The organism is Streptomyces sp. NPDC004609, assembly GCF_042873655.1.
In the GTDB taxonomy this organism is placed as follows: Bacteria; Actinomycetota; Actinomycetes; order Streptomycetales; family Streptomycetaceae; genus Streptomyces.
Genome location: NZ_JBIALS010000033.1, coordinates 72,066 through 90,286, shown reverse-complemented (window position 1 = coordinate 90,286; position 18,221 = coordinate 72,066). Strand labels below are relative to the sequence as shown.

Annotated in this window: 15 protein-coding genes and 1 riboswitch; of the genes, 8 read left to right on the top strand and 7 right to left on the bottom strand. The window is 70.3% G+C overall.

Features of this window, described 5'->3' with window-relative positions:
- Positions 1 to 103: 103 nt before the first annotated feature.
- Positions 104 to 1,378 carry an extracellular solute-binding protein gene (locus tag ACFYT4_RS27920; protein ID WP_389274703.1) on the bottom strand — a complete coding sequence of 425 codons (1,275 nt, stop codon included), beginning with the start codon at positions 1,376 to 1,378 and terminating at the stop codon, positions 104 to 106.
- Between the two features lie 432 nt (positions 1,379 to 1,810).
- On the opposite strand from ACFYT4_RS27920, the gene ACFYT4_RS27915 reads away from it, so the two are divergent.
- From ACFYT4_RS27915 to ACFYT4_RS27880, 8 genes are all read left to right on the top strand, one after another.
- Positions 1,811 to 2,575, top strand: coding sequence for a GntR family transcriptional regulator (locus ACFYT4_RS27915; protein ID WP_389274700.1), 765 nt, complete (start codon positions 1,811 to 1,813; stop codon positions 2,573 to 2,575).
- An 824-nt stretch (positions 2,576 to 3,399) separates the two neighbouring features.
- Positions 3,400 to 3,469, top strand: a riboswitch (cobalamin riboswitch).
- Positions 3,470 to 3,636: 167 nt separating this feature from the next.
- The gene (locus ACFYT4_RS27910; protein ID WP_389274697.1) at positions 3,637 to 6,123 is read left to right on the top strand and encodes a ribonucleoside-diphosphate reductase subunit alpha; all 2,487 of its coding nucleotides are present in this window, start codon (positions 3,637 to 3,639) and stop codon (positions 6,121 to 6,123) included.
- Between the two features lie 2 nt (positions 6,124 to 6,125).
- Positions 6,126 to 7,139, top strand: a complete 1,014-nt coding sequence (locus tag ACFYT4_RS27905; RefSeq protein WP_389274694.1) for a ribonucleotide-diphosphate reductase subunit beta — start codon at positions 6,126 to 6,128, stop codon at positions 7,137 to 7,139.
- Positions 7,140 to 7,294: 155 nt separating this feature from the next.
- Positions 7,295 to 8,689 (top strand): hypothetical protein, encoded by a 1,395-nt coding sequence (locus ACFYT4_RS27900; RefSeq protein ID WP_389274691.1) that lies wholly within the window; start codon positions 7,295 to 7,297, stop codon positions 8,687 to 8,689.
- A gap of 247 nt (positions 8,690 to 8,936) precedes the next feature.
- Entirely contained in the window at positions 8,937 to 9,905 is a 969-nt protein-coding gene (locus ACFYT4_RS27895; protein ID WP_389274688.1) for a GlxA family transcriptional regulator, read from the top strand.
- Between the two features lie 264 nt (positions 9,906 to 10,169).
- Entirely contained in the window at positions 10,170 to 10,931 is a 762-nt protein-coding gene (locus ACFYT4_RS27890; protein ID WP_389274685.1) for a Scr1 family TA system antitoxin-like transcriptional regulator, read from the top strand.
- Positions 10,918 to 11,109 (top strand): DUF397 domain-containing protein, encoded by a 192-nt coding sequence (locus ACFYT4_RS27885; protein ID WP_389274682.1) that lies wholly within the window; start codon positions 10,918 to 10,920, stop codon positions 11,107 to 11,109. The genes ACFYT4_RS27890 and ACFYT4_RS27885 overlap by 14 nt, the downstream gene beginning before the upstream one ends.
- Before the next feature lie 314 nt (positions 11,110 to 11,423).
- A complete protein-coding gene (locus tag ACFYT4_RS27880) occupies positions 11,424 to 12,029 on the top strand; it encodes a TetR/AcrR family transcriptional regulator (protein ID WP_389274679.1) in 606 nt (201 codons plus the stop codon).
- A 162-nt stretch (positions 12,030 to 12,191) separates the two neighbouring features.
- On the opposite strand, the gene def is transcribed toward ACFYT4_RS27880, so the two are convergent.
- The 6 genes from def to ACFYT4_RS27850 all read right to left on the bottom strand — a co-directional run bounded on the left by def (position 12,192) and on the right by ACFYT4_RS27850 (position 18,024).
- A complete protein-coding gene (def, locus tag ACFYT4_RS27875; protein ID WP_389274676.1) occupies positions 12,192 to 12,845 on the bottom strand; it encodes a peptide deformylase in 654 nt (217 codons plus the stop codon).
- A gap of 58 nt (positions 12,846 to 12,903) precedes the next feature.
- Positions 12,904 to 13,908 carry a tetratricopeptide repeat protein gene (locus tag ACFYT4_RS27870; protein WP_389274673.1) on the bottom strand — a complete coding sequence of 335 codons (1,005 nt, stop codon included), beginning with the start codon at positions 13,906 to 13,908 and terminating at the stop codon, positions 12,904 to 12,906.
- Between the two features lie 158 nt (positions 13,909 to 14,066).
- Entirely contained in the window at positions 14,067 to 15,353 is a 1,287-nt protein-coding gene (locus ACFYT4_RS27865; RefSeq protein ID WP_389274671.1) for an HD-GYP domain-containing protein, read from the bottom strand.
- On the bottom strand, positions 15,350 to 16,768 hold the full coding sequence (locus ACFYT4_RS27860; RefSeq protein ID WP_389274668.1) for an HD domain-containing phosphohydrolase: 1,419 nt from the start codon (positions 16,766 to 16,768) through the stop codon (positions 15,350 to 15,352). Before ACFYT4_RS27860 ends, ACFYT4_RS27865 begins: the two co-directional genes overlap by 4 nt.
- Positions 16,769 to 16,984: 216 nt before the next feature.
- Positions 16,985 to 17,305, bottom strand: a complete 321-nt coding sequence (rsrA, locus tag ACFYT4_RS27855; RefSeq protein ID WP_389274665.1) for a mycothiol system anti-sigma-R factor — start codon at positions 17,303 to 17,305, stop codon at positions 16,985 to 16,987.
- Entirely contained in the window at positions 17,302 to 18,024 is a 723-nt protein-coding gene (locus ACFYT4_RS27850) for a sigma-70 family RNA polymerase sigma factor (protein WP_389274715.1), read from the bottom strand. Before ACFYT4_RS27850 ends, rsrA begins: the two co-directional genes overlap by 4 nt.
- Between the last annotated feature and the right edge of the window lie 197 nt (positions 18,025 to 18,221).

Genomic DNA, 18,221 nt, shown 5'->3' with positions numbered 1-18,221 from the left:
CCCCCCCCCCCCCCCCCCCCCCCCCCCCCCCCCCCCCCCCCCCCCCCCCCCCCCCCCCCCCCCCCCCCCCCCCCCCCCCCCCCCCCCCCCCCCCCACACCCGATTACTGCTTCTGGGCCAGGCGCTTGTTGAACTCGGCCTCGACCTGCTTGGCGGCGTCGGCCGGCGTCTTGCCGTTCATGACCGCGGTGAGGTACGTCTTGATCGGGTTCGGTGCGTTCTCGACAGCTGCCCACTCGGCGATGAGCGGGGTGGTGTCACCGACCTTGGAGGCCGGCATGGCGGCCTCGGAGAACGGGTTCCCGGCCAGGTTCGAGTTCAGCGACTCCTTGTTCGGGATGACACCGCTGAGCTTGGAGAGCTTCCCCTCGTACTTGTCCGAGAGAATGATCTTCAGGAACTCCTTGGCGAGTTCCTGCTTCTTGCTGCCCTGCGCGACGGCGAGGTTGGAGCCGCCGAGGAAGACGCCTTCGGGCTTGTCGGCCGTCTCACCGGGGAAGGTGAAGTAGCCGATCTCCTTCTCGATGGCGGGGTTGGCCTTGATGGCCGTCGCGGGCTCCCAGCCCACACCGACGAAGGCACCGGTCTTGCCCTGGGCGAAGATGTCGGCCTGCTGCGGGGTGGCCTCGTCCTTGTCCTTGGGGGCCGTGGAGTAGGACTGGAACTTCTTGTACACCTCGGCGGCGGCCTGGACCTTGGGGTCGGAGAGGTTGGAGACCCACTTGTCCCCGTCCTTCTTCACCAGCTCGCCGCCCTGGCCGATGACCAGGCCCACGAAGTGGTACCAGTTCTGGCCGGGCATGTAGATCGGTTCCTTGCCCTTGGCCTTGATCTTGTCGAGGGCGGTGAAGAACTCGGCACGGGTCTTCGGCGGGGCGGTGATGCCCGCCTCCTTGAAGACCGACTTGTTGTAGACGACCACGCGGTTGGTGAAGTACCACGGCACCGCGTACTGCTTGCCTTCAAAGACCGACGCCTCGCTCAGGTTCGCCGCCCAGTCGGCGCCGATGTCCTTCTTCACGTCGGCCAGCTCCGCGAGACCGCCGGTCTTGGCGTACGCGGGGGTCTGGGTGTTGCCGATCTCGAAGACGTCCGGAGGGTTCTCCTCGGAGAGGGCGGTGGTCAGCTTCTGCTGGATGCCGTTCCACGCCTGCTTCTCGTACTTCAGCTTCGCGCCGGTCTTCTTCTCGAACTCGGCCGTCAGCTCCGCCAGCCAGGCGTCCGGCGTGGACCCGTCCATCGCCCAGAATGTCAGGGTCTCGCCCTTGTAGCCCCCGGGGCCTTTGGCCTTGTCCTTGTCTTTGTCGTCCGAGCCACACGCCGCAATGCTGACCAGCATGCCCGCGACACCGATCGCCGCGATGAGCTTGCGCTTCACGCCACCCTCCTAAGGGATGCCTGCCACCCCCGCCCACCACGAAGCCATACGTGAAGTACTGCCTGGGGCTGGGACCTGGCCTTTAATGGTTTAGACCAGTACCGGGAGCTTGGCCTAGACCTTTAGGACTGTCAAGGCTCGATAAACCCGGCTGTCCAGTCCGTTATCGGACCGACATCTGGGCAGGATCCGGACGAGCCGCATCCACTCACGCCGACGGACCACTTGACGTGCATCAAGGCGTCGCCAGGAGGAATGCCGACTCCTGGACTAGACCAACCCTAGTACCAACGGTGTATAAGAAGCAGTGGCGTCCGACGGAAAAACCCCGCGGGGAGGGGTCACACTCCCCCGGACCGGCCCGTGCCACGATAAGAGCCGCTAGCAACGGAGGAGCCGGTGACGGCAGCAGGACAGCCTGGGAGGCGGGCCATGGCCACCGACGGGGGAAGCACGGAAACCGAGGGCGGTACGGGTGTCCGCGCCGCGCGCGTACCCAAGTACTACCGGCTCAAGCGGCATCTCCTGGACATGACGGAGACCATGCCGCCGGGCACACCCGTACCGCCGGAGCGCACGCTCGCGGCGGAGTTCGACACCTCACGCACCACGGTCCGCCAGGCCCTCCAGGAACTGGTGGTCGAGGGCCGGCTGGAGCGGATCCAGGGCAAGGGCACCTTCGTGGCCAAGCCCAAGGTGTCCCAGGCCCTTCAGCTCACCTCGTACACCGAGGACATGAAGGCCCAGGGGCTGGAGCCGACCTCACAACTCCTCGACATCGGATACGTCACGGCCGACGACACCCTCGCCGGGCTGCTGGACATCTCGACCGGCGGCCGGGTGCTGCGGATCGAGCGGCTCCGGCTGGCGAGCGGTGAGCCCATGGCGATCGAGACGACCCATCTGTCGGCCAAGCGCTTCCCGGCGCTGCGCCGCAGCCTGGTGAAGTACACCTCGCTCTACACGGCGCTGGCGGAGGTGTACGACGTCCATCTCGCCGAGGCCGAGGAGACGATCGAGACCTCGCTGGCGACTCCGCGCGAGGCGGGCCTGCTGGGGACGGACGTGGGGCTGCCGATGCTGATGCTCTCGCGCCACTCGCTGGACAAGCAGGGCGAACCGGTGGAGTGGGTACGGTCGGTGTACCGGGGCGACCGGTACAAGTTCGTCGCGAGGCTCCAGCGGCCGACGTCCTGAGCTGAAGGGGCCGGTGTCCTGAGCTGGGTTGGACGACCTGGGGCGTCACGGGAGTCGGACGGCGGGGAGTCGGACGGCGGGAGTCGCCCGAGGCGTCAGGGGAATACGGACGGGCCGCCGCGCCATGTGGGTGCGGCGGCTGCTCTTTTTTGAGCGCTCGGTTCGCCTCCGAGGCGCTTCAGCGTCTGCCGACGGTCGATCGTGCGCGGTTTTTCTGAGCGCTCGGTTCGCCTCCGAGGCGCCTTAGCGTGTGCCGACGGTCGATCGTGCTCGACCGCTCGTTCCTCGCGGCCTCCGCGCGTTCTCCCTTTCGGCACCCGCGCGCCTCTTCGGCTCACTCGCGAACCCCGGCCTGTGGCGGGGCCCGTGCGCCTCTTCGGCTCACTCGCGAAACACCCGGGAACCCCCACCCCGAGGCTGCACCCACCTGCCTCTTCGGCTCACTGCGAAAGCCCGGGAACCCCGGCCCCCGGCAGCACCCACGCGCATCTCCGCTCGCTCCCCAACACCCGGGCCCCGGGCAGCACACGGGCGCACCTCCGCTCGCTCGCGGGACGCCGGGGAACCCTCGGGCCCGGCCCTCCGGGCGGGCTTCCGTGCGTGGCGGACGGGGTGTGAGGCCGTTGTGAGGGTTCTCATACGGGCTGTACGGGCGTCGCCGCGTGGCATCGGCGCGGCCGTTGCCCGTGTCCGGCAAGGGGCCGGGAGCCGGGCGGGCCGTACGGCGCCGCGGGTGCTCATTCGGCGCCACGACACAACATCTGGTGGGTACTTCCGGCGAGCGCCCCCACATGTATGCTCATCTCGCTGTCGCCGCAGAGGAATCCGGTGCGAATCCGGAACTGTCCCGCAACGGTGTGCTTCGGCGTGCTTTGTCGCACCCAGTAAGTCCGGCCGTCTGCCGACAGCGCACCCGGCTCGTCCGACCCGGGTGCCGACACGTCCGGGCCTCGTGGTTGGGCCGGTGGACGCCGTGAGTGCTGCCCTGATCCGGGGCGGGCGCCCGTGGCCGTGCCCACTTCCCCCGCCGGGCCCGCGAGCCGAGCGAGGGAGAGCACCACGTGACCATCGCGCCAGCCGATCCGGCTTCAGGCACCTCCGAAGAGAAGCTGCCCGGGCAGATCTCCGGAGAGGTCTCCGAGCGGACCGCCGGAGAGGTCTCCGCGCAGATCTCCGGGCGGGCCGCGGACCAGGCCGCCGAGCAGGTCGAGGACGGCCCCGGAACCGCGCTGCTGCGGACCCTGACCGAACTCACCGCCGATCTGCCGGACACCGACCCCGGCCGGGTCGCCGCCGCCGCCCTGCGCGGCCGGCACGCGGGATCGGACGCGGCCGAACTCCACGGGCTCGCCACCGACGCCGCCGCCGGACTGATCTCCGAGGACCCCGCCTACTCGCGGCTCGCCGCCCGGCTGCTGACCCGCACCATCGCCGACGAGGCCGCCGGCCAGGGCGCGGTGTCCTTCTCCGCCTCGGTCGCGGTGGGCCACACCGAGGGCCTGATCGCGGACCGCACGGCCGCGTTCGTGACGCTGCACGCCGACCGCCTCGACGCGGCGATCGACCCGGCGGGCGACGACCGCTTCGGCTACTTCGGTCTGCGGACCCTCTACAGCCGCTATCTGCTGCGCCACCCGATCACCCGTCAGGTGATCGAGACCCCTCAGCACTTCATGCTCCGGGTCGCCTGCGGTCTCGCCGAGGACGACGGCTCACGGGCGCTGGAGGAGGTCCTGGCGCTCTACGGGCTGATGAGCAGGCTCGACTATCTGCCCTCCTCGCCGACGCTCTTCAACTCCGGCACCCGCCACCCGCAGATGTCCTCCTGCTATCTGCTGGACTCGCCGCTGGACGAGCTGGACTCGATCTACGACCGCTACCACCAGGTCGCGCGGCTCTCCAAGCACGCCGGCGGCATCGGGATCTCGTACTCCCGCATCCGCGCCCGCGGTTCGCTGATCCGGGGCACCAACGGCCACTCCAACGGCATCGTGCCGTTCCTGAAGACGCTGGACGCCTCCGTCGCCGCGGTGAACCAGGGCGGCCGGCGCAAGGGCGCCGCGGCCGTCTATCTGGAGACCTGGCACGCGGACATCGAGGAGTTCCTGGAGCTGCGCGACAACACGGGCGAGGACGCCCGGCGCACGCACAATCTGAACCTGGCGCACTGGATCCCGGACGAGTTCATGCGCCGGGTCGAGGCCGACACCGAGTGGTCGCTGTTCTCCCCGGCGGACACCCCGGAGCTGGTGGATCTGTGGGGCGAGGAGTTCGACACCGCGTACCGCGCGGCCGAGGCGAAGGGCCTGGCACGCAAGACCATGCCCGCGCGGGAGCTGTACGGCCGGATGATGCGTACCCTCGCGCAGACCGGAAACGGCTGGATGACGTTCAAGGATGCCGCGAACCGTACGGCCAACCAGACCGCGGAGCCCGGTCACACGGTCCACTCCTCGAATCTGTGCACCGAGATCCTGGAGGTCACGGACGACGGCGAGACCGCCGTCTGCAACCTCGGCTCGGTGAATCTGGGCGCGTTCGTGACCCAGGGACCGCAGGGCGGTGACATCGACTGGGAGCGGCTCGACGACACCGTCCGCACGGCCGTCACCTTCCTGGACCGGGTCGTCGACATCAACTTCTACCCGACCGAACAGGCGAGCCGCTCGAACACCCGCTGGCGGCCGGTGGGCCTGGGTGCGATGGGCCTCCAGGACGTCTTCTTCCGGCTGAGGCTGCCGTTCGACTCACCGAAGGCGCGGGAGCTGTCCACCCGGATCGCCGAGCGGATCATGCTCGCCGCGTACGAGGCGTCCGCGGAGCTGGCGGAGCGCAACGGTCCGCTCCCCGCCTGGGAGAAGACCCGTGCCGCGCGCGGTGTTCTGCACCCGGACCACTACGGCGTCGAGCCGCACTGGCCGGAGCGCTGGGCGGCGCTGCGCGAGCGGATCGCCCGGACGGGGATGCGGAACTCCCTCCTCCTGGCCATCGCGCCGACCGCGACCATCGCCTCCATCGCGGGGGTGTACGAGTGCATCGAGCCGCAGGTCTCCAACCTCTTCAAGCGCGAGACGCTGTCCGGTGAGTTCCTCCAGGTCAACTCCTATCTGGTGGAGGAGCTGAAGCGGCTCGGCGTCTGGGACGCGGAGACCCGCGAGGCGCTGCGGGACTCCAGCGGCTCGGTGCAGGGATTCACCTGGGTCCCCGCCCATGTGCGCGAGCTGTACCGGACGGCGTGGGAGATCCCGCAGCGCGGGCTGATCGACATGGCCGCCGCCCGTACGCCGTATCTGGACCAGTCGCAGTCGCTGAACCTGTTCCTGGAGACACCGACGATCGGCAAGCTCAGCTCGATGTACGCGTACGCCTGGAAGCAGGGGCTGAAGACGACGTACTACCTGCGTTCACGCCCGGCGACGAGGATCGCCCGCGCCGCGTCCAACTCCACCGCGCCCGCGGCCGGCGCCCCCATTCCCGTACAGGCGACGCCCGACGAAGCCGTCGCCTGCTCCCTCGAAAACCCCGAGTCCTGCGAGGCGTGCCAGTAAAGATGTCCGACACCACCAAGAATCTTCTCGACCCGGGTTTCGAACTCACCCTGCGCCCGATGCGCTACCCGGACTTCTACGAGCGCTATCGCGACGCGATCAAGAACACATGGACGGTGGAGGAGGTCGACCTCCACTCCGACGTGGCCGATCTCGCCAAGCTGTCGCCGGGTGAGCAGCATCTGATCGGCCGGCTGGTCGCGTTCTTCGCGACGGGCGACTCGATCGTCGCGAACAATCTCGTACTGACGCTGTACAAGCACATCAACTCCCCCGAGGCGCGGCTGTATCTGAGCCGGCAGCTGTTCGAGGAGGCCGTGCACGTCCAGTTCTATCTGACGCTGCTCGACACCTATCTTCCCGACCCGGAGGACCGCACGGCGGCCTTCGCGGCCGTCGAGAACATCCCGTCGATCCGTGAGAAGGCGCAATTCTGCTTCCGCTGGATGGACTCGGTGGAGAAGATCGACCGGCTGGAGACCCGGTCCGACCGCCGCCGCTTCCTGCTGAATCTGATCTGCTTCGCGGCCTGTATCGAGGGGCTGTTCTTCTACGGCGCGTTCGCGTACGTGTACTGGTTCCGCTCCCGGGGTCTGCTGCACGGTCTGGCCACCGGCACCAACTGGGTGTTCCGGGACGAGACCATGCACATGAACTTCGCCTTCGAGGTCGTGGACACGGTCCGCAAGGAGGAGCCGGAGCTGTTCGACGACGCCCTGCGGCAGCAGGTCACCGACATGCTGAAGGAGGCGGTGGAGGCGGAGCTGCAGTTCGGCCGCGATCTGTGCGGCGACGGCCTGCCGGGCATGAACACCGAGTCCATGCGCGAGTACCTCCAGTGTGTCGCCGACCAGCGCCTGACCCGACTGGGCTTCGCGCCGGTGTACGGCTCGGAGAACCCGTTCTCCTTCATGGAGCTCCAGGGCGTCCAGGAGCTGACCAACTTCTTCGAGCGCCGCCCGTCGGCGTACCAGGTGGCGGTGGAGGGATCGGTCGGCTTCGACGACGACTTCTGATCCGTCAGCTGTTCACCGACGGTACGAAGGTCCCGCCCGGCTCGTCCGTCCGGGCAGGAGCTTCGTCCGGGGAGGGGACGGCGGGAGCTGTCCCCTCCCGGTCCCGGGCGGTGATTCCTGGACGGAGTGCCCGAAGCCTCGTACCGTCTCCCTGCATGGGGAGATCCACCTGGCTGACCAGGGGTTTGGGCGGGGCGGCGCTGCTGGCGGCGGCTTGTGCGATGCTGCTGTTCATCTTCACGCCGGGCATCGCGGTGCCGCGCACGGATGTGGCGGTGTCCGGTGCGGTGGCGCTGCTGTGCGCCGCCGCCTGGGGGGTCGTGGTGTTCCGGTCCGGGAGGCGGGCGGAGAAGCCACCGCCCCCGTCCGACCGGATCCCCTCCCCCGCGGCTCCGGCCCCGCCCGCGCGGCTGCCGATGCACCGGTCCGGCGCCTGGATCCGCCTGCTGATGGTCCTGACCGTCGTCCTGTTGGTGCAGTTCCATGCCGAGCTGGCGATCCGGCCCGACGGCGACGACGCCCGCCGGGTAAGCGCGATCCAGAAGGCGGGCGAGCGGCTGGCTCAGGGCACGATCGTCTCCAAGGGAGCCGAGCCCGTCGTCCGGGCGCCCGGCCCGGACGGCGGCACGGTGAGCGTCGCCCTGCCCGGCGCCCGTATCTCCTCCTGGGACGACGTGGGCGACTCCATCGAGGTCCTGTACGCACCCGGCAGCCCTGAACTGGGCGGTGTGGTCGAGTACCTGCACGAACCGGATCTGGAGTCGCTCGCGAGCGACCGGTGGTGGAACTGGTCGTTTCCCCACAGCTCCGGGGGCATCGTCCTGCTGCTCATCTGCGCGATCGCCGTGCTGGTGCTCTGGGAGGTGGCTACGGACGGCCGGCTGCCGCTGAACGCCGGCGTGCTGCGGAAGGACGCGCGCTCGGGCGGGCGTCTGCCGGCGGTCAGGGCCCGAGTCGTCCAGGCCATACGCACCGAACACACCACACTCGGCTCGTCCGCCGGGACGACGTCGGTCGACACCACGCTCGCGCTGCGGGTGACGTGTGAGAACGGCCGTTCGGTCACGTTGGTCAGGCACGGCCATCTGACCAGGAACCTGCCCGCCGTGGCCCGGGAGCTGGCGGACTCCCCGGGCTGGCTGATGGGCCCGGAGCGCTGGAAGCAGTTCAAGGAGGACGAGCGCCCGGTGGTGTTCGTCGCCGACGACGGCCGCGTTGTGTGGGGCAGCCTCACCGTCGACGAGTTCAAGCGGGCCCTGGCGGGGAAGGCGGTCCAGGTCGACCGGGAACGCCGGGGGCGGCCGTTCGCCGCGACCGCCACCCTGTTCCCGGCCGTCCACGGTTCCGTGCTGGGGTTGCTGACGCTCGCCTACCTGCTGACACTGCCGGTCCTGCTCACCCCTTCGAGCTGGCGGATGTCGATGGCGCTGAGCACGCTCGCGTTCGGAGCCGCGGCCTGGAGCCTCGTACGACTGCGCCGTTCCCGGTCGGCGATCGACGCGCTGCCGGGCTGGAAGGTGCGCTCGACCCGGGGCTCCCGGCTGAGCTGACGGGGAACGTCGCCCCGGCGGGGCACGGGTTCACCCCGTTCCGCGGCCCTGAGCTGGCGGTCGATGGCCCGGTCCCCGGCGTGGCCGAGCAGAGAAGGAAGGAGGATCAGCCCCGCGATGGCGAGGACGGCGATGAGGGCGAAGGTTGTGTTCATGTGTCCACTGTCGTCCCCGCCGATTGATTCCGACAGTGGCAGGACTGTCATGGACCATCGAATTCCTGCCATCGCCGTGCGACACTCGTCCCATGCTGAAAAACGTGGCGGTGGTCCTGCTCGACGGCGTGCATCCCTTCGAACTCGGCGTGCTCTGCGAGGTGTTCGGCCTCGACCGCAGTGCGGACGGCATGCCCTGCTACAACTTCACCGTCGTCTCCGCCGAGGGTCCGACGCTGAGCACCCACGCGGGCTTCACCATCAGCCCCTCCGTCGGGCTGGAGCCGCTGGAGGAGGCGGACCTCATCGCCGTCCCCACGGGCGACGCCTTCGTCATGCGTGACTATCCCCCGGGTCTGCTGGCGGCGCTCCAGCGGGCGGTCGAGCGGGGCGCGCGCGTGCTGAGCGTCTGCTCGGGGGCGTTCGTCCTCGGCGCGGCCGGCCTGCTCGACGGCCGCCGCTGCACCACCCACTGGCGGCACTCCGACATGCTGACCGAGCGCTTTCCGCTCGCCGTCGTCGACCCCGATGTGCTGTACGTGGACACGGGCTCCGTCATCACCTCGGCCGGCACCGCCGCCGCGATCGACGCCTGCCTGCACATCATCCGCGAGGAGCACGGGCCCAAGGTCGCCAACTACATCGCCCGCCGCATGGTGGTCCCGCCCCACCGCGACGGCGGCCAGGCCCAGTACATCGAACGGCCCCTGCCGCGCACCCGGTGCGACACCGTCGGTGAGGTCCTGGGCTGGATGGAGCGCCATCTGGACCGCGAGATGACCGTCGAGCAACTGGCCGCCCGGGCCCATATGTCCCCCCGTACCTTCGCCCGCCGCTTCCAGCAGGAGACCGGCACGACCCCGTACCGCTGGCTGCTCCGGCAGCGGGTGCTGCTCTCACAGGAGTTGCTGGAGCAGACGGAGGAGACGATCGACGCGATCGCGAACCGCAGCGGCTTCGGCAACGCGGCCGCCCTGCGCCACCACTTCCTGCGCACCCTCGGCACGACACCGAACGCGTACCGGCGTACGTTCCAGGGCCCGGTACCGGACACCGTCTGAGCCCCGCCCGGGAGCCGGATCCCCGAACGAAGGCACGGAGTCTCACCTTCCGGTGAACGTGCCGTCCGAACACGCTCTCCCCCGCCACCACCTGCGTACTCTCTGGCTCAACGAGGACTCACCGTCATCCTCCTGACACGCAAGGGAGTTCGGGATCATGTCATCCGAGAACGCCGAGAGCGCGGAGAACGCCGAAGGTACGGGGAGCACAGAGAGTACGGAGAGCACCGAGAAGCCGAAGACGCCGTACGGCGCCGCCGCCGTGTGGAGGCCGGACTCACCCAGGCGACGCTGAGCGAGCGGGCCTTCATGACCCGTACCCATATCGCCCACATCGAGGCGGGAAGACGGAGGCCGTGCCTGGAGGACGCCCGTCGGCTGGACCAGGCCCTGGACACGGGCGGGGTGTTCGTAGCTTTCTGGCCAATGCTGAATCAACGCCCGGTCGCGGTGCATTTCGAAGCGGCGCGGCAGTTCGAGCAGCAGGCGAGTGCGATCAGAGAGTATGGGGGGCTCCTGGTTCCCGGGCTGCTGCAAACTCCTTCGTATACACGGGCGTTATTCCAGTCGTACTTTCCGCCCAAGAGTGCTGAGCAACACGACACCGCCCTGGCAACGCGCATGGAACGGGCCCAGATTCTCAACGACCCGATCTCGCCGACTTGCATGGCACTGTTGGACGAAGCCGCACTGCGGCGATTGGTCGGGGGACGGGCGACCATGGCCGCCCAGCTTCGCCATATCGCCTCGTTGGGCGAGCAAGGACGGATCCGTGTCCACGTAGTCCCGTTCGATGTCGGCAGCCACGCGGTGTTGACCAGCAATCTCACCCTGATGTGGTTCGAGGACATGCCGCCTGTCGCCTACGCCGAGGCGCTGTATACGGGCAATCTCATCGACGAAGAAGCAGTGGTGTACCAGTGCCAGAACTCCTACGATCTCGCCTTGGGCGACGCTCTGTCGCACGAGCAGTCCCTGGCCCTGATCACGACGATCGCGGAGGAGTACGAGGATGACCAGCACTGAAGCACCGGCCTGGCGCAAATCCAGCTACAGCGGAAACGAAGACAACTGCCTGGAGTTCGCCGACAACCAGCCCGGCACCGTACCCGTCCGCGACACCAAAAACCCCGGCGGACCGGCACTCACCTTCACCACCACCGCTTGGAACGTGTTCATCCAGACGATCAAGCGCGAGGGCTGACCAAGCACAGCCCAACGCTCGGCCGGAGGTTCCGGCCGAGCATTGTGCGTTCTCCTGGCGGCGGTCAGCTCGTGGACGCGGTCGCCGGAACGGCCGTCCGGTTCGGGGCGGACGGAGCCGGGCCGCAGGGCGAAGGCGACGAACGCGGCGGACGTACGCAGGAGGTTGAACATCTCCCAGCGCGCGAGGATCTCGGCGTAGCCGCGGTCGCCGGTCAGGGTCGCGTGTTCGCGGGGGATGCCACCGAGCCCGCTACGATCTCTTACACACTCGTAAGATATGCGAGGCTCTTAACTTTGACAAGGATGTAAGAATTGTCTTCGTCACGGGCCCCCCGGCGCCGCCGGGCCGACGCCGAGCGCAGCAGGGCGGCCATTCTCGACGCGGCGATCCGGCTGCTGGCGGAGAGCCCGGACGCCGGCATGGGGGCCATCGCGACGGCGGCAGGGGTGACGCGTCAGACCGTGTACGCCCACTTCCCCTCGCGGGACGATCTGCTCTCGGCCGTGGTCGACCGGGTCACGGAGGCGGCGACGGCGGCGATGGACGCCGCCGAACTCGACGAGGGCCCGGCCGCGGACGCGCTGTTGAGGCTGCTCGATGTCGGCTGGCGGATGTTCGAACGCCATCCTGTCCTGCTGCGGACGGGTTCGGCCTCCATGACCCAGGAGGACCAGCAGTCCCGCCACATCTCGGTCGCCGACCGGCTGGCCCGGTTGATCCAACGCGGCCAGAAGGCCGGGGAGTTCGACCCGGAACAGTCCCCGGCCTGGCTGGTGGCGGCGACGATCGCCCTGGGGCACGCCGCCGGTGACGAGGTCAGGGCGGGCCGGATGTCCGTCACCGAAGCGGCCGAAGCGGCCCGTACGGCCGTGCTCCGCGTCCTCGGCGCCACCGCCCCCCACGCCGCACCGGACTGACCACGGGCCCGGTCCTCACCTCGGCGCGGGCGATCGTGTCCGTGACGGACGCGGGAGCGGTCGGTGCGCCGGTCCGGGCCACCAGACGCAGGGGCTCCTCCAGCGCTCGCACCAGAGCGCCCCGTCGCCGGTCGGGCGCGGGGCGCCGGGCGGGCGCGGGACTCAGGCGTTCGGTACGACCTCGTACCGCGGTGTCCCCTCCGCCATCTGCCGCAGCGCGTCCTTGCGGTCGCGCTTGGAGAGGCGGTCGATGTACAGGTAGCCGTACAGATGGTCCGTCTCGTGCTGGAGGCAGCGGGCGAAGTAGCCGGTGCCGCGGACCTTGACCGGGTTGCCCTGGAGGTCCTGGCCGCGGACGACCGCGTAGTCGGGGCGGGCCAGCGGCGCGTACGCCGTCGGGACGGAGAGGCATCCCTCGTTGGAATCGTCGAGGTTGCGCTTCTCCGGGGCGAGCTCCTCCAGTACCGGGTTGCAGATGACACCCACATGACGTACGCCGTCGTCGTCGGGGCAGTCGTAGACGAAGACCTTGCGGCTCACCCCGATCTGGTTGGCGGCGAGGCCGACGCCCTCCGCCGCCCGCTGGCTGGCGAACATGTCGTCGACCAGCCGCGCCAGCTCGTCGTCGAACTCGGTGATGTCCGCGCACTCCGTGTGGAGCACCGGATTGCCGACGACCGTGATCGGGTGGGCGGTGCCACGCTCGCGGTGGGCGAGCTCACGCGCCTCGCAGTCCTCCGTGTCGACGACGAAGCCCTCGTCGTCGAGGACGATCGCGGTGCCCACCTGCTGGTCCGTCTCCTGTTGCGCCGCCATGTCAGCCGTACGCCTTCCTCAGTACCGTTTTCCTGTCGGTACAGCCTACGGCCCGGGTTCAGCAGACTTCTTCGAGATCTCGCCACTCCCGGCTGTCGGGGCTGTCCGCGACCCAGCCGTCCAGCAGCCCGCGCACCAGCCCGGCGGGGGCGGCGATACCGCATTCGCGCTCCGGGGACCAGAGGTCGCCGGCCGTGCGGTGGCCGAGCGGGCCCGGGTGGCCGGGCTCGCTGTGGTCGTGGGGGTCGAGGTGCTCGCCCTCGCCCTCGGCGCTGGGCATACGGCTCTCGGAGCAGGCGCGGCACAGGAGGCGTACGGAGGAGGACCAGTCCTCGGCGGCGAAGCCCGCGTCGGACGCGAGCTGCTCCAGGGCGTCCCGGTCGGCCTCGGTGGCGGCTTCGAGGAGGACGACCCAGGTGGGGACCGGCGAGGGCGCCCACAGCTCGATCTCGTCGAAGACGGGGTAGGAGGGGCCCGCGGACGTGGTGCGCTCACCGTTCGGGACGCCGTCGTGGAGGACGACCTCGCCCCAGCGGCGGCCGGAGGACGGCAGGGGGATCGACAGGACCTCTATCCGGGCCGGATCCAGCCTGCGGCCCCACACGACCTCGGCCTCGCCCTCGGGCGACAGCCGCACGGCGGCGCTGCCGAGGGCCATCCCGACGGCCTCCCCGGCCGGGCCGGCGCCGACCCCGCCGCTGCGGGTGGGGACGCCCGGCACCTTCAGCCCGTACGCCTGCCAGGCCCGGCGGGCCAGCGGCCAGTCCTGGAGCGCGGTGGCGGCGATCCCCACGTTCCACCAGTCGGGGGCGCCGGTCTCCTTGTCCAGAAGGGCCACCGCGCGCAGCCCCGCGGCCCGGGCCTGCTCCCAGTCGTGCCGGAACTTGTGCAGCAGCGCCAGATTGAACCAGGACTCCGAGAGCCAGGGCTCCAGGTCCGCGGCACGTGTCAGCAGCGCGCCCGCGTCCTCGTACCGCCCGTCGCCGATCAGCGTGAACGCGCGGTCGGTGGCCTGCCGCCACGAGGCGGAGGGTCGATGCCGTACCTTCCCGAAGATCCTCACGATTCCCGCCTGCCGGTCGTTCGGGTCACTTCCCCCGGACGCTGTCCTTGTGTCTGGTGTATCCGCTCAACGGTGCTTGCACATCTGCTCGACGCTGATTCCCTGTCCTCTTTCGCATCCAACCATGCCGCGCCGGAGGCTGACTCATTACCCATGGGTTACCCATGGGGAACGGGGGTCAGACCCGTATGCTCGCCCCTCGCCAGCACCCGTGCGAGGGACTCCACGACCTCCGGCTGATGGTCCCGTCCGGTGGCCAGCCTCAGGCGCTCCAGGGCTTCGAGCGCGTTCGCCACGTCAGTTCCGGTTCCCCGGGTCAGATCGTCGTATGCGTTGACGGTGCGGACAATCCGGGCCGCGAGCGGTTGCTCGCGGTAGGGATCGGCCTGCCGCTCGACGACGACGGCGACCGCCGCCGGAACACCGGTGCGGCGGACGACGGCACCGCCGAGAAGGGCGATACGGCGCTGCTGGGCGTCCGGGAGGAGGGCGGTGGACCCCTCGGGCACCGGGTCGACCAGGGAGAGCTGGCCGATGTCGTGCATCAGGGCCGCGTACTCCAGGACGGTCAGATCGGGCCCGGTCAGTCCCAGCTCGCGCCCGACGGCCCGGCTCAGCTCGGCGACCCTGCGGGCATGGCCCGGCCGGGTGTATCCGGCGATCTCGGTCGACCGGGCCAGCGAGGCGATGGTCTGCCGGTAGGTCGCCCTGACGGCCGCGTACCGCCGGAAGGACAGCTGTGTGAGCAGCAGCGGCGCGCAGAAGACGGGCAGCGCCCACAGTCCGGCGACGGTGACGGCGAGGGCGATCACGGCCCCGGTGGCGCAGACCGCGGAGCCGATGCCGATCAGTGAGCGCAGCCGGTCACGCAGCAGCGGCCCGTACGGATGTCCGGTGCGCGCCCGCCGGAGCGCCGCGCCGAGGACGGCGTCGCACAGGGCGGTGAGCCCGACGAGGACGAGGAGGAACAAGGCGTAGGCGGAGCCGTGGGCCCAGTGGTCCAGCTCGCCCGAGTTGTACAGCGGCTGGAAGCAGGCGGCGGCGAATGCGGCGGTCAGCACCCGGCGGACGAGGTGGTCGAGCACGGGTTTGTGCCCGCGTGCCGCATGAGGTACGGCCCCGGCGAGCGTCGCGGCGACGACGACGGCGACGACCTGGAGGACGCCGTGGGTGGTGGCCCGGCCGCCGCACTCGCCGAGCAGGGCGTACGCGAGGGCTCCGGCGGCCCCGAGGGGCGCGGGTTCCCGTTCGCCGGGGGCGGCGCCCCGGCGGGCCGTCTCGCCGACGGCGATGAGGGTCCCGAAGGCGAGGGCGTTGCCGGGCTCGTCGAGGCCGTTCCAGAGGGTCGCGCCGAGGGCGGCGCAGGCGAGGACGGCCGCCGCGGTGTGGATGAGGAGGAGGAGCGGGGCACCGGCGGTCCGGGGGCCCTCGGCCCGGCCCCTCACCCGGTACCGCCGGGTGCCCGCCCGCGCGGTGTCCTGCGGCCCGGGGTCCGGCCGCCCGGCCGGGCTGCCGCGCGGAGCCGGGCGGGCTGCGGCGGGATTCCGCGGTCCGGCGGGAAGAGCGGGGGCGGGCCGGGCGCGGGGGCGTCGTCGGAGGTGACGGCGGTGGGCCAGCCGTGCCGCTCCAGCGCCCGCGCGAGCGCCGTCACCATCCGGGGGTCGAACTGGGTGCCCGCGCACCGCTCCAGTTCCCCGAGCGCCGCCTCCACGGGCCGCGCCCGGCGGTAGGAGCGGGTCGAGGTCATCGCGTCGAAGGCGTCGGCGACCGCGACCACCCGCGCGAACTCGGGGATCTGCTCACCGGCGAGCCCATGGGGGTATCCGGTGCCGTCGAGACGTTCGTGGTGGTGCAGGATGGCCGCCCGTGCCTCGCCGAGGAAGCCGATGCCGCGCACGATCTCGTGGCCGTACTCGGGATGCAGTTCGATCACGCGCCGCTCCTCCGGTGTCAGCGGTCCCTCCTTGCGCAGCACCCGTGTCGGCACGCCGAGCTTGCCCACGTCGTGGAGGATCCCGGCGAACCGGATCCGCTCGATCCGGTCAGGGTCCATCCGCAGCTCGCGCGCGATGAGCACGGACGCCCGCCCCACGCGCTCGCTGTGGCCGCGGGTGTATCTGTCCTTGAGGTCCACGGCCTGGACCAGGGCGCGGAGGGTGGCCTGGTGCGCGGTGCTCTCGCGGTGGTACTGGGCGAAGAGCCAGCAGGAGATGTACATCGGCAGCAGCACGAACAGCGCCGAGACCGGTCCGTAGGGGCTCCGCCACAGCACGGCCATCATCAGCCCGGCGAGTCCGTGCACCAGATGCGGCACCACCGAGCCGGGGAGCAGTCCGCGCCAGGCGGTCCGCAGCACCAGCCGCTCGGCGGTGGCGCGGATCCCGGCCTCCAGGGCGGTCAGCACCAGACAGAAGGCGAGCGCCCCGGCGGCTGCGGACAGCATGGCGTAGGGGAAGTCCGGCGGTCCGGGGGTGCGGCCCACGCCGAACAGCAGATACGTCTGGGCCGCGGCCCAGGTGGCGAGCGCGAGCTGGGCGGCGCGCCAGACGCGACGTACTCCGGCCGGCCGCTCGTCGACCCGGCTGAGCAGCGCCCCGGGCACGGCGACGAGCACGGCGGCGGCGGGCGGCAGCACGAACGCGGCGGCGAGCAGGACCGGGAAGAAGGAGCCGGGACTGATCGGGGTGGCATCGGCGCCTGCGGTGCGGTGGGCGGGCAGCTCGCACAGCGCGTACAGCCCGGCGAGCAGTCCCACGGCGCCCCAGCCGGGGTCCCGGTCCAGGGCCGGCAGAGCGCAGACGGCGGTACAGACCAGGGCGCAGAGAATGTACGCACGTGCTGCCGCCGGTATGGACGTCACTGCCCCGCCCCCTCGTTCTCCCACCGGGCGTCACGCTAACGAGTGGAGAGCGAATGAGTGACGGGTTAAGCCATAGTTCGCACATTTGGGTGAATCTGGACAGGGAAAGCAGGCGGGAAAAGGGCAGCAAAAAGGCGCGTCGCGAAAAAAGCGACGCGCCGTGCGCGGAATGAACCGCGGAGGCCGGACGGCCGGGGCCGTCCGCTCACCGCCGGTTCATTCCGTCGCGAGCCCCTGGGCATCGGCCGGGGAGACGCTCACGTCCTGCTCGGGGACGGGCTCCCCGGAACGGATCAGATCGATCCGGCCCATGACCTTCGCCCGCAGATCGGTGGGTACGTCGTCCGATCCGCAGCAGCGCTTGACCAGCTTCTTCACGGCCTGTTCAAGGCCGTACTTCTCCAGACACGGAGAGCACTCCTCGAAATGCACCTCGAACTTGGTGCAGTCGGTGTCCGGCATCTCACGGTCGAGAAACTCATAGAGGTGGTCCAGCACCTCGGAGCAGTCCGTCTCGTGCGGCTCTCCGCAGCTCATGAGCCCGAGCCTTTCGCTTCGTTCGACTCCCCCGCACCGGCCGGGACGAGCCCGCGCTCACGCGCGTAGTCCTCCAGCATGCCGCGCAGTTGGCGCCGGCCCCGGTGCAGGCGGGACATCACCGTCCCGATGGGTGTTCCCATGATGTCCGCGATCTCCTTGTACGCAAAGCCCTCTACGTCGGCGAGATAGACCGCGATACGGAACTCCTCGGGAATGGCCTGCAGCGCCGACTTCACATCCGAGTCCGGCAGATGGTCGAGGGCCTGGGACTCGGCGGAGCGCAGCCCGGTCGACATGTGCGACTCGGCGCGCGCGAGCTGCCAGTCCTCGATCTCCTCGGCGGCACTGCGCTGGGGCTCGCGCTGCTTCTTCCGGTACGAGTTGATGAAGGTGTTCGTCAGGATCCGGTACAGCCACGCCTTGAGGTTGGTGCCCTCGCGGAACTGGTGGAAGGATCCGTACGCCTTGGCGTACGTCTCCTGCACGAGATCCTCCGCGTCGGCCGGATTGCGCGTCATACGCAGAGCCGCGGAGTACATCTGGTCGAGGAACTCCAGCGCGTCCCGCTCAAAACGGGCGTTGCGCTCGGCGACGGTCTCCGCAGGCCGCGCCGAAGCCGCCTCCGCTCCCGTCCCCGCCCGTGCGCCGGCCGCGGCCTGCGCCTCGGCCGCCTGGCCGTCGTCGGTCCCTGCGTCGGTCCCAGTGACCGGACCCACCTCCTCCAACGCTGTGGCGAGCCCGAATGCGGACCCACTCGAATCGGAGAATAGTCGACCCTCGGTGGACGGCTCTCGTCGGTCGACCCCGCCCTTCGCCCGCTCGGGGGCGGTACGGGCCGCCGTGAGCACGGTCCACTCCAGGTCAGCGGCGTGCGAACGGCGGGGGCTGATGGTCGAACCCATGCGACGGACTC